Here is a 12,216-nt window from a genome sequence, read left to right on the forward strand (position 1 = left end):
CTTAAAATTATTTAACGCGGCTTACGTATTCACCGTTACGGGTGTCTACTTTAATAACTTCGCCTATTTGTACAAATAGTGGAACACGTACTACAGCACCAGTACTTAATGTTGCAGGTTTACCGCCAGTTCCGGCTGTATCACCTTTAAGGCCCGGATCAGTTTCAGTGATCTCAAGCTCAACAAAGTTAGGTGGTGTTACTACAATAGGATTACCGTTCCATAATGTAATTGTACACACGTCATTTTCAACTAACCATTTACCCGCATCGCCTAACGCTTTTTCGTCAGCAGCAATTTGCTCAAATGTTTCGTTATTCATGAAATGCCAAAATTCGCCGTCTGTGTATAAATACGCTAAATCAGTATCCATTACATCAGCACCTTCAACAGATTCACCCGATTTAAAGGTTTTTTCAAGTACTTTACCTGAAATAAGTTTACGGATACGAACACGGTTAAACGCTTGGCCTTTACCAGGTTTTACCATTTCATTTTCTATGATACTACTAGGCTCGCCATCCATCATAATTTTTAGGCCGCCCTTGAACTCGTTGGTGCTATAATTCGCCATCGTTTCCTCTATTTATATTTTTTCGAGTAATCTACGTGCCAATGATACAAAGAAATGAAGCAAATTTGCATAAAAACTGGCAAAAAGAATTAGCAAATGTAGTTACCTGCCCAAAAGTGTTGCTAGAAATGGTCGGTTTATCGAGCCAAGTCCATGATAACGACATAAAAGCTCGTAGCTTGTTCCCAGTTCGTGTGCCAATACCATTTATAAAAAAAATGCGTAAAGGCGATGCAAACGATCCATTATTATTACAAGTTATGCCGCGCCATCAAGAATTCTTAACTAAAAGTGGTTTTAATAAAGATCCCCTGCTTGAGCAAAGTAACCAGCAGCCAGGGCTATTACACAAGTATAAATCGCGTGTTTTAGTAATGTTTAAAACCGGTTGTGCAGTAAATTGCCGCTATTGTTTTAGACGCCATTTTCCGTATCAAGAAAACCAACTTAATAAGCGTAGCCTGCTAGATGCGCTTAGCTATATAAAATCCGACAATAATATAAATGAAGTGATTTTAAGTGGTGGCGATCCGCTCATGGCCAAAGACGATGCCATTAGTTGGTTTTTAGATGAGCTTGAGCAACTACCACAAATTAAACGCATGCGAATTCATACCCGTCTGCCGGTGGTTATTCCGGCGCGCATTACCGATGAGTTATGCGAAAGACTTGCAAGGTCGCCATTAAAAATTGTGTTTGTTAATCATATAAACCATGCCAACGAAATAGACGACGACTTTAAAGCCGCAATGCAAAAGCTTAAACAAGTAGGTGTAGTGCTATTTAATCAAGCGGTTATTTTAAAAGACGTGAACGATACAACTGCAGCACAAGTGAATTTAAGTGAAGCGTTATTTGATGCCGATGTATTGCCCTATTATTTACATTTGCTAGATAAGGTAGAAGGGGCAAGCCACTTTGACATTAGTGAGGAGCAAGCAATAAAAATAATGGCAGAGCTGTTAGAAGCCCTACCTGGTTTTTTAGTGCCTAAATTGGTCAGAGAGATTGGCGGTGAAAAAAGTAAAACGCCAATCGATCTTAAGTTAATTTAAAGCCGTATTTAAACGTAAATGTTTACGTTATTACCCAGTGTTGCAGTCGCCGACTGAGTCGGTGTTTGCGCGCTGGATGACTGCGCAGCACCCTCAATCAGTGCTAATGCAGCTGCGCCATCAGCTAGTTGCTGTTTTTTAGACAATGCAGCGCTCAACACCTCGCCGCCTTGGCTTGAGCTTGGCATTACCGGTAAATTTCCACCTGCTATATTCATAAAATTAATCCACCTTTAATCAGTGTTTATTGTGCAATTATTTAAAAGGACTTGAACAAGGCACAGTGCTAAAAACCTGACTTTTAAATATAATCCAAGTAACATATGCAGTATACGCATGCTACATAATAAATTATCGGCAACTCAATACAAAGCTTTAGGAAAACCATGGATTCTATTATTGAACAACTCAACGCTAACTTAAAAATTGTTTACCGACAGGCGCTTGATGCTGACAAAAAACTCGACGAGTTACAACAGCAAGGTCACGGCAAATTTAAAGCACTCTTTACAGCTGACTCAGGTTTTACCTTTGAAGCTAAACGCTTTAAGCCATATGTGCTTGATGTAGCAGCCGACGTAGAGAGCTTATCTAGTGACGGTTTTAATGAAGAAAAACTTAAAACCACCGTTATTAAGTTACAGCAATTACTTACTTTGTTGGCTACCTTTAAGTAACGTAAACTTTAGTTAAAAAGTTTATTATTCTACAAGCATTAAAAACGCCGCTATTTAGCGGCGTTTTTGTAAAGCTCAGTTAATCTAATTTCGGTAATATTTCCTCACCAAACCACTCTGTAAGTAAGCGCTTTTCGTAATTAAATGGCTCATCTCGGCCCATTTTAATTTTATCCATAAAGCCCATATCTTTGAGCTTTACATCACTTGCTGCACTTATTACCTCACCTTTATCATTGGTAAGTGAATAATTAAGTTTGAGTTGCGGAAAATAAATAGGCTTAACCACCCTAATTTCATTAATACCGCCATAGCGTACATCGCCAGCTAAATCGACATCAGTGATCTCTAGGCTAAGTTTGCAGTCTTTTGGCAGTTGCTCTGCAAGTTTAGCAACATGCTCTTCAATGCTGCTCGCTATATGCTTATGGTACGAAGCTTTACCTTGATTGGATTCGCGTACATCACGATAGTCTTTAAAATCATGCCATTTAATAGCCGACTCACCCGCCTGGGCAAGTGCTGGTAGTGCAAAGCACATTAACATTGCGATTTTGTTTACTGAATTCATATCACTCTCCAAAAAGGTGCGCCAAATATTACATTATTGCAATTAGGGCATGCTCAGTATTAACACCTAAATAACTGAGTTCATTTTAACAGCTGTTTATTAACTATAACTTAATTTTGTGACATAAGTGTTATTTAAAGCGTACAAAATGTAATCAAATATATAAATCTAGATTTTTTAAAATAACAGCGTATTTAAAGCAGATAATGCATGTAAAATAACGCAATTTATGGTGCAATCAACATTATTGATAAAAGGTATCCACGGAGCATTCATGACTATTTTAGTAACCGGTGGCGCAGGCTATATTGGCTCGCACACTGTTTTAGAACTTTTACAACAAAACAGTAATGTTGTTGTTATTGATAATTTAAGCAATTCATCATCAGAGTCACTTACACGCGTTAAAAAAATTACCGGTAAAGAAGTAACTTTTTACCAAGGTGATATTCTCGATAAAGCATTTTTAGACTCAGTATTTGCTAAGCATACTATTGATAGCGTAATTCACTTTGCTGGCTTAAAAGCGGTAGGTGAATCGGTTGTAAAACCAATTGAGTATTATCAAAATAACGTACAAGGTACATTAACACTCGTTGATGCGATGCGCGATGCGGGTGTATTTAAGTTAGTATTTAGCTCATCAGCAACCGTTTATGGCGACCCAGCAAGCCTACCTATTAAAGAAGACTTCCCTGTTGGTGGCACCACCAACCCTTATGGTACATCAAAGTTAATGGTTGAAATGATGTTGCAAGATATCGCAAAATCAGACGAGCGCTTTGCCTTTGCTATTTTGCGCTACTTTAACCCAGTAGGCGCGCATGAATCGGGGTTAATTGGTGAAGATCCGAACGGGATCCCTAATAATTTATTACCGTATATTTCACAAGTTGCTGTGGGCAAGCTCAAGCAACTAGCCGTATTTGGCGATGATTACGACACTGTAGATGGCACCGGCGTGCGCGACTACATTCACGTAGTCGACTTAGCTTTAGGGCATTTAAAAGCACTGAATAAAATTGCCACAAACACCGGCGCATTGGTTTATAACCTAGGTACAGGCAACGGTTATTCAGTACTGCAAATGGTGAACGCCTTTATTAAGGCCAGTGATCAAGCAGTACCATATCAAGTGTCACCACGTCGCCCTGGCGATATAGCCGCTTGTTACGCAGCTCCTGAAAAAGCCCTGAATGAATTAGGCTGGCAAGCGATGCGCGGTATAGATACTATGATGCAAGACACCTGGCGCTGGCAGTCAAATAACCCTAATGGGTATAAGTAAAAAACCATATACCTATAATTAATATGTCCCTATTTTTATAGGGGTATGTTAATTATGGTTGGAGTAAGTCATTTATTTAATTCAATAAAGATATACGTGTTCAAATTTAAGCTCAGAGTTTAAGGTTTAGAGTTTAACCTAGAACCTAGCCCTGATTTACTTCCTAGTACGATTATTATTTTTACCAATTTTGCATTTCGACTATACGCGATTGCGTTCGTGCATATTCAAAGCTTAGTTTTTTACCTTGATACAAGGTGTCTATATCAGCCTGTGCATTTATAACCAGTAACTTATGGCAGTCATAAAACTCATCGACCAAAGCAATAAAACGTCGTGCTTCATCATCAAAAAAGTGCTCGTCTAGAGTTTGTTTTTCACGCTGGTAGCTGTCCTCTATACCGTGCACTATTACTTTACCGGTTGCGCCTACACCCATTTTTGGCACGTTTGCCACATATAACACAGAAAATTGCTGAGCTAAAAACATGTAATCGTTAGCACTTCGTGGGCCAGAGCACAACGCCATAAAATCAATCATTAAGGCATTTGCTGTTTTTAATAAATAAGGCAGCGCTCTACCGTGTACCGTGATATTGCCACAGTGCGATGCTTGCGGGTACTGCGTTAAAAATTTAGCTTTAAAGTCATTACTGGGTAAATTAATAAAGTAATGACTACTGTTTTTACCATAACGAAAACGATGATCCTCCTCTCCCGCTACATTAACTATCTCGCAATAATTATTAATTAAATCTATGGTAGGTAAAAATCGTGCTCGCTGCAGGCCATTGTAATAAAGCTGCTCTGGTTTTGCGTTTGAAGTGGCCACCAACACTACACCTTGTTTAAATAATGCATCAAACAGCCGGGCCATAATCATAGCGTCGCCAATATCGCTAACAAAAAACTCATCAAAACATAGCACCCGAATATTTTTGGCCCAATTTTTAGCTATAATTATTAACGGATCTTTTTGCCCTTGTAACTGCCCTAACTGCTGGTGCACCTGCGCTATAAAGTGATGAAAATGCAGCCGCTGCTTTTTACTTATAGCAACATTGTTATAAAATAAATCCATTAACATGGATTTACCACGCCCTACCGGTCCATACAAATACACACCTTTTATGAGTGGCGACTTTTGCCACCAGCTATAGTGTATTTGTAATTGTTCACTAAGCGAATTAAGTGCCTGTACGGCATTATTTTGCGCAGCATCGAAGCTAAGCTCGCCCGATGCAACCTTAGCTTGGTAAAGGCTTATTATTTGTGTGTCCTGCACTGTCATGGTATTTCACTATCCGTTATAATCGCGTCCATTGTAGCCGACTCAAAATGTGAACCCCAATGAAATTCCCTTGCCGCCTAGATAAATTTATTAGCCATTTAGCAGAGCTGCCACGCTCAAAAGCCAGAGCCAGCATTAAACGCCAAGCCGCACTAGTCAATGGTGAAGTGGTCACTGCTTTCGATTTTCAAATTAAGCAGCAAGACGAAGTAGTTTTTCAAGGTGAACAACTCGTATTTTTAGGTAAACGCTACTTCATGTTAAACAAACCCGTTGGTTATGTAAGTGCCAATAGTGATGAACTACACAAAACGGTATTCGATTTAATTGACGAGCCAAATATGAGCGACTTTCACGTAGCAGGCCGCCTCGATATTGACACCACTGGCTTAGTTATCTTAACCAACGATGGCGACTGGTCGCATAAAATAACGTCTCCTAAAAACAATAAATTTAAAACCTACTTAGTAGAAACCCAAGAGCCCATTACTGACGAATCGTTAGAGGCACTGCGCGAAGGGGTACAATTACATAACGAAAAAGCTCTAACCCGTCCGGCAAAAGCAGAGCGCCTCGCTAATTACGGCTTACGTTTATCTATTTGTGAAGGTAAATACCACCAAGTTAAGCGCATGTTAGCCGCTGTAGACAACAAAGTGGTTGAATTGCACCGCGAACAAATTGGCAATATTAAACTAGACGAAAACCTAGCAGCGGGTGAATATCGCTTGTTAACAGCTGAAGAGGTTAAACTCTAAGGAACTTTTTAGGCTTCAATCAAGTATTAGTAACGAAAGATAAGGCAGCCTAAAAACACAGCACTTTTAACACAGATAACGAGCATAACAGAGCTTCGAGACTCTAATTTATTAAAAGGATATAACAGTGAAAGTATTAACTGTATTTGGCACCCGCCCAGAAGCGATAAAAATGGCGCCGCTAGTACATGCATTAACTAACGATAGTCGCTTTGAAGCTAAAGTTTGTGTAACGGCGCAGCATCGTGAAATGCTAGACCAAGTACTTGAGCTGTTTAAAATAACCCCTGACTACGATTTGAACCTGATGAAAGCGGGCCAAACATTACCAGAAGTAACCAGTCGTATTCTGCTAGAGTTAACCCCCGTACTTAAAGAGTTTAAGCCAGATGTAGTGCTTGTTCATGGCGATACCGCGACTACTTTTGCAGCAAGTCTGGCGGCTTATTATGAGCAAATCGCAGTAGGTCATGTCGAAGCAGGCTTGCGTACAGGTAATATTTACTCACCCTGGCCAGAAGAAGGTAATCGTAAATTAACCGGCTCACTTACAAAGTACCATTTAGCACCCACCGAAAATTCAAAAGCTAACTTATTAAAAGAAAACTACGCGGCTGAAAACATATCTGTAACGGGTAACACAGTAATTGATGCGTTATTAATGGTTAAACAACAAATTGAAAATGATGCAGAATTAAGCAATACACTCGCATCGCAATTCCCAATGCTTGATGAAAATAAAAAGCTTATATTGGTTACAGGCCATCGCCGTGAAAGTTTTGGTGGCGGGTTTGAGCGAATTTGCGAAGCATTAGCGCAAACCGCAAAAACTCATCCAAATACGCAAATACTTTATCCCGTGCATTTAAACCCGAATGTACAAGAGCCGGTAAAGCGCATTTTAAAAGATGTTGATAACGTACATTTAATAGAGCCACAACAATACCTGCCATTTGTATACTTGATGAATCGTGCTCATATTATTTTAACTGACTCAGGTGGCATTCAAGAAGAAGCACCAAGTTTAGGTAAGCCTGTATTAGTTATGCGTGATACCACAGAGCGCCCAGAGGCAGTTGAAGCAGGTACAGTGAAATTAGTTGGTACCGATGTAGCTAAGATCACCGCAGCATTAAATGAGTTGTTAACTGATGATGCTGCATATAAAACAATGAGTCGCGCTCACAACCCTTATGGTGACGGCAATGCATGCCAACGTATATGTGATATTTTAGCGCGTTAAAAGTTGAAGACGCTAGGCACTAGGTTCTAAGCAATTTATCGATAACTTGGCGAGAAAACCCAGTGATTTTTAGTCGCTGGGTAGTTCACAACTACGAGGCCTAATTGTAAATGCGTGCTTGGCTAATTACTTACTGACACCTGAAACCTAATGCCAGCTTTTAATTTTTAAGACTTTATTTGCACTAAGTCAAAGTTCACCATGCCTGGTACTATGGCTTGTAGGCGAGATTCAGTCACATCAAGGGCGTTTAAACATTCGCAGTATTCTGCAGCTTTTAGTTCGAGTTGGCGGGCTTTTTCTTGGAGTGATTTATCTATTTCTGATGAAATGATATCCATGCGTTGGCTCATGTCGTTCATTCGATCTTCAATATTACCTTCGCGCGATTTAAATGCATCGCCTAACGACATTAAAATAGCCCCGAGGGAGCCATGCACTGCCGAGTGAATTTTTTTGCTAATATCTTTAGTGAAAAAGTCGTCTATTTTGGAAAGTGATTGCGGCGCAATAAAGAAAAAATCATCGCCGCGTTTAAACTTATCCATTAGCGCACGTTCAACGTACTGCAATTGCGTTTTAAGCACTTCTGATTCTTTATCTGTCATGCCTTCAACAACATGCTCAATTGCACTGAGCCCTAAATTAACGCCATCGGTGGCTAAGTTAACGAGTTCAGGAACAGTTTGACGAATACCGCTGCTAAACTGCTCAAGGACTTTACTTTCGTCATCACTTAAGTCAATCCAATAGCCACGGATAAACAATTGGTTATTATTATTAATTTGTACGCGGGTTTGGCCTTTATCAACAATGCGAATAATATCATCAGTAATGATTAAACCGTGACGAAGCTCTACATCACACTGCTTTTGCGCAAATACGTTATTGCTTAAAAGTGCTACAGACAACGCCAATATCGAACGAGATAAAAACGCCATAAACACCTCAAAATAGCCACAACAGAAGGCGGGTAGATTAACAAAAAAACAACTTTATGCAAGCAAAAGTAACACAATAACAAAGACAGCCCTGCGTATTTAACCTATGCAATGAGTAATACAAAAAAACACCGCGTTTAAATTAAGCACGGTGTTTTTTAATTTCTTAGTTAAAAGCCTCCTGCTGCTTTATTGCTAAAAGCGATCCTTTTAAATTGGCGAACCTGGCGGGATTGGTAATGCTTTAAAGTTATCTGGCCAGCTACCTGTGGTTAAAAACAGGTTAACTTGTTCAGCTAAATATTGTTTAAACGCGCTTTCACCTATACTGGTGTTGCTTAGTAGTGAATTTTGTTCAAAGTCATCTTTTAGCTTAGTTAAATAGTAACGCAGTTGTGCTTGTACTTCTGGACTTACGTTATCGCTGGCCACTAAATCAGCCATTGTTTTAGCACTTAAAAATTGCACTCGCTGAGTGATCTTTGCCACCATGTTATTGGATGGCAATGCCACAAAAACCTGCTTATAAAGCTGTAAAAGTAACTCATCTAAACTATAAAAATCATTACTGCGTGCTTGTTGTTGCGCAAGGCGATTTAAACGCTGTGCATTTAGTAATAACGATAAGCTATGCTGCACGGCAACTTCAGGTAGGGCCATAGCATCAAGGGTTAAACCAGTGCGCCCCACTATACTTTCACGCGTCCTAGACTCACCATACGCTTTAGGTGGAATAAGTGCGAGTATTGACTCTGGCAACACTAAATTACTGCCCTCAAGAGTGGTTAAAATAGCTTTAACCGCTTGTTGTTGCGCTTGCTTAGCAACCACTTGCGCGCCTTTTACAGGTTTATCACCGCGTACTTCGTACTCGTAATTTACCCCAGCAATTAATTTAGCCACCGCCTCTACTTGGTAACGGTGAAATAAATACAAGGGCACCAGTTTTTCTTCTAATTGCGATAACGCCTCTCCCGTTTTTATATTATGAATACCAAATTGTGCGAGTGCTTGCTTACGCACTTCTAGTACTCTTAATAGCTCTTCGCTTGGTGCTGCGCCGTTATCCCACAGATGAGCCGTAGGATGCGCACCACCGGCAGCGCGTGCGTCGCTATCAGATATAAACTCGAGCCCTTTAGTGTTGTTTTCTTTTAAAATAGCCGCCAATGCTGCTGCTTCGTTTTGATTAGTAAAGTCGCTGTAGCCGTATTTAATAACTTGTGTATCCCACACACCCATACCCGTAGCATAACCGCGTGACACATCAAGCTTGCCTTGTTCATCAAAGCTAAGCAGCGGATGCGGATAATCCATTACCGAGGCTCTATCGCCCACTGAAGCGGCAAAGTTATGAGAAATCCCCAAGGTATGCCCAATTTCGTGAGCACTTAACTGCCTAATACGATCAAGCGCCATGGCTTGTAGAGTTTTTGCTATTTCATTGCCGTTTAAGTAAGGCGCAGCCAGCGCTTCTGCAATTAAAATATCTTGGCGTACGCGCAGTGAACCAAGCGTTACATGCCCTTTTATTATTTCGCCGGTGCGCGGATCAATTACCGAACTGCCATACGACCAACCACGAGTAGCACGATGCACCCACTGCACTACGTTGTAGCGAATATCCATAGGATCAGCGTTTGTTGGTAGTACTTTTATTATAAATGCATTTTTATAACCCGCTGCACTAAACGCTTCATCCCACCACTGTGCACCTTCAAGCAATGCACTTTTTACCGGCTCCGGCACCCCAGGATCAAGGTAATAAACAATCGGCTCAATGGGCTCGCTAATAGGTAAACTCGGATCTTTTTTAGTTAACCGATGGCGTGGTATATATCGCACATACATAGACTCGCCAAGTGCTGCAGCATAGTTTTTATGCTCAATACTCCAAAAACCCGATTGTGGATGGAAGTTGCGCGGGGTGTAGTTATCGTCTGGTAATTTAATTAGTGAATGGTGCATATGCACAGTTAACGAATAAGCGTCAGGGCTTATTTCACGCACAAACTTACCCGGTTGAGTACCGGCAAAGGTCAGCACAGCTTCAAGCTCTGTATTATTAATAAATGCTTTAGAGCGACTCATATAAACTGCACTACGCGATTCGTCTAGATTAAAGTTACCTTGTTTAGTCGCTGCCAGGGTTCGATTTACACCGTGTACATCACTAAGTAAATACGGAGTGTAATCGATTAATAGCGCCCGCTTATTTTGCGCAACCACTTTAAAGCCCGCTAATATACTTGATGCAAACGCTTCATTAATACTTTGCTGCTCGGCTTTATTACTGGTATTTGCGCGATAGTAAGTATTTACAGCACGTAGCATTACTTTGTCGCCAAAGCGCTCAAATTGCACTAAGTGTGTATTACCAAGCTGCCCTCTATCGAGCCCTATATCGTTAGAGCCCAAGCCATTTGGCAAGCTTTGCTGTAGCAAAAATTGCTGCTCTAGTTTATCTACTTTTAAATAAACCTTGCCGTTTTCTGTATCGTAAAAAAATGAAAAATATCCCGGAAAATGATTCATCTTTCCAGTAAATTCATCAATAGACTTAATTGCTGCGTGCGCTTGAGTTATCATAGTGAGCAACACAGTAAAGAGAATGTAACCTAGTAGTTTTATTTTTTGCATAATCTTATCTTTGTTATTGGCGTTTTAAGTACGATTAGGTAACCCCATTATAGGGGGGAATTTAAACAATACAGTTATTTAAGACGAATTTCAGCGCTCCAAACTAATCCCTCTCACATTATGATTAGTTTAATCACGTTATCAGGAAAATAGAATGCGTAGACTTCCTCCAGTATTACTTGAAGATGGTTGCCCAAGAGAGTTAATCTCTTTGATCAGAACTATTTTAGCCGCATGTAAAGAAATTTCATTTCGTGTTGGCCAAGGCGAATTATCGGGTGTATTAGGCTCAACACTTGACGAGAATATTCAAGGCGAAACTCAAAAGAAGCTTGATGTTTTAACCAACCAACTGCTTAAAGATATATTATTGGAATCGGGCTACGTAAAAGCCATCGCCTCTGAAGAAGAAGACCACACAGTTGCTGGTAATCCTGATGCAGAATATATTGTAGCGTTTGACCCACTTGATGGCTCATCAAACACCGACATAAACTCGTTAGTAGGTACTATTTTTTCAGTAATGAAAGCGCCTGAAGGCGCAGATCCTGCTGACCAAAGTATTTTTATGCAACCGGGTATTAATCAAGTAGCGGCAGGTTATGTATTATATGGTCCATCGACTATATTGGCGCTAACGACAGGTAAAGGCACCCGCTTTTTCACCCTAGATAAAACTCACGGCACCTTTTTATTAACTCAAGATTTTGCAAAAATACCAGCAGATACCAATGAATATGCTATTAATGCGTCAAACCAACGCCATTGGCAACCGGCTATGCAAAACTACATTAACGACCTTGTAGCTGGCGACACTGGCCCACGCGCTCGAAACTTTAATATGCGCTGGATTGCTGCAATGGTAGGCGATGTACACCGCGTATTAAGCCGTGGCGGGTTATTTACCTACCCAACCGATACCAAAAACCCAAGCCAACCAAATAAACTACGTCTGCTTTACGAAGCAAACCCTATGGCCATGCTAGTAGAGCAAGCTGGCGGGATTGCCTCAACTGGCACCGAGCGCATTATGGACATACAACCTAATGCCATTCACCAGCGCGTAGCTGTAATTTTAGGCTCAAAAAACGAAGTAGAAACCTGCTTGGGATATCATAAGTAATAAATAGAAATACAAGGTTTTAGGTATCAGATTTTAGGCGAGAATTAAGCCAGCG

At 40.4% G+C, this 12,216-nt stretch carries 12 protein-coding genes; 6 read left to right on the forward strand and 6 right to left on the reverse strand.

Features of this window, described 5'->3' with window-relative positions:
* Window positions 1-7: 7 nt before the first annotated feature.
* On the reverse strand, window positions 8-574 hold the full coding sequence (efp, locus tag I6E78_RS14665) for an elongation factor P (protein ID WP_011327184.1): 567 nt from the start codon (window positions 572-574) through the stop codon (window positions 8-10).
* Window positions 575-615: 41 nt separating this feature from the next.
* Between efp and epmB the strand changes: the two genes are divergently transcribed.
* Window positions 616-1,629: an EF-P beta-lysylation protein EpmB gene (epmB, locus tag I6E78_RS14670; protein WP_041454337.1), complete on the forward strand. Its 1,014-nt coding sequence runs from the start codon at window positions 616-618 to the stop codon at window positions 1,627-1,629.
* A gap of 8 nt (window positions 1,630-1,637) precedes the next feature.
* On the opposite strand, the gene I6E78_RS14675 is transcribed toward epmB, so the two are convergent.
* Window positions 1,638-1,847, reverse strand: coding sequence for a hypothetical protein (locus I6E78_RS14675; protein ID WP_197182787.1), 210 nt, complete (start codon window positions 1,845-1,847; stop codon window positions 1,638-1,640).
* A 168-nt stretch (window positions 1,848-2,015) separates the two neighbouring features.
* On the opposite strand from I6E78_RS14675, the gene I6E78_RS14680 reads away from it, so the two are divergent.
* On the forward strand, window positions 2,016-2,306 hold the full coding sequence (locus I6E78_RS14680; protein WP_011327181.1) for a hypothetical protein: 291 nt from the start codon (window positions 2,016-2,018) through the stop codon (window positions 2,304-2,306).
* Between the two features lie 79 nt (window positions 2,307-2,385).
* On the opposite strand, the gene I6E78_RS14685 is transcribed toward I6E78_RS14680, so the two are convergent.
* Window positions 2,386-2,877, reverse strand: a complete 492-nt coding sequence (locus I6E78_RS14685; protein WP_197182788.1) for a DUF3016 domain-containing protein — start codon at window positions 2,875-2,877, stop codon at window positions 2,386-2,388.
* Between the two features lie 274 nt (window positions 2,878-3,151).
* On the opposite strand from I6E78_RS14685, the gene galE reads away from it, so the two are divergent.
* Window positions 3,152-4,165: a UDP-glucose 4-epimerase GalE gene (galE, locus tag I6E78_RS14690; RefSeq protein ID WP_058372565.1), complete on the forward strand. Its 1,014-nt coding sequence runs from the start codon at window positions 3,152-3,154 to the stop codon at window positions 4,163-4,165.
* 181 nt (window positions 4,166-4,346) lie between these two features.
* On the opposite strand, the gene zapE is transcribed toward galE, so the two are convergent.
* Entirely contained in the window at window positions 4,347-5,456 is a 1,110-nt protein-coding gene (gene zapE / locus I6E78_RS14695) for a cell division protein ZapE (protein ID WP_197182789.1), read from the reverse strand.
* A 59-nt stretch (window positions 5,457-5,515) separates the two neighbouring features.
* Between zapE and rsuA the strand changes: the two genes are divergently transcribed.
* Window positions 5,516-6,214: a 16S rRNA pseudouridine(516) synthase RsuA gene (gene rsuA, locus I6E78_RS14700; RefSeq protein WP_182684099.1), complete on the forward strand. Its 699-nt coding sequence runs from the start codon at window positions 5,516-5,518 to the stop codon at window positions 6,212-6,214.
* A gap of 127 nt (window positions 6,215-6,341) precedes the next feature.
* The gene (gene wecB / locus I6E78_RS14705) at window positions 6,342-7,457 is read left to right on the forward strand and encodes a non-hydrolyzing UDP-N-acetylglucosamine 2-epimerase (protein ID WP_089367747.1); all 1,116 of its coding nucleotides are present in this window, start codon (window positions 6,342-6,344) and stop codon (window positions 7,455-7,457) included.
* Window positions 7,458-7,624: 167 nt separating this feature from the next.
* Here wecB and I6E78_RS14710 read toward each other — a convergent pair whose 3' ends face one another.
* Together I6E78_RS14710 and I6E78_RS14715 are read right to left on the reverse strand one after the other, a co-directional pair.
* A complete protein-coding gene (locus I6E78_RS14710) occupies window positions 7,625-8,398 on the reverse strand; it encodes a YggN family protein (RefSeq protein ID WP_011327175.1) in 774 nt (257 codons plus the stop codon).
* Window positions 8,399-8,608: 210 nt separating this feature from the next.
* Window positions 8,609-11,038, reverse strand: coding sequence for a zinc-dependent metalloprotease (locus I6E78_RS14715; protein WP_197182790.1), 2,430 nt, complete (start codon window positions 11,036-11,038; stop codon window positions 8,609-8,611).
* A gap of 154 nt (window positions 11,039-11,192) precedes the next feature.
* Here I6E78_RS14715 and I6E78_RS14720 point away from each other — a divergent pair, with 154 nt between their 5' ends.
* Window positions 11,193-12,161 carry a class 1 fructose-bisphosphatase gene (locus tag I6E78_RS14720; protein WP_197182791.1) on the forward strand — a complete coding sequence of 323 codons (969 nt, stop codon included), beginning with the start codon at window positions 11,193-11,195 and terminating at the stop codon, window positions 12,159-12,161.
* Window positions 12,162-12,216 lie beyond the last annotated feature (55 nt).

It is taken from the genome of Pseudoalteromonas sp. NZS127, from assembly GCF_015864805.1.
GTDB lineage: Bacteria > Pseudomonadota > Gammaproteobacteria > Enterobacterales > Alteromonadaceae > Pseudoalteromonas > Pseudoalteromonas nigrifaciens.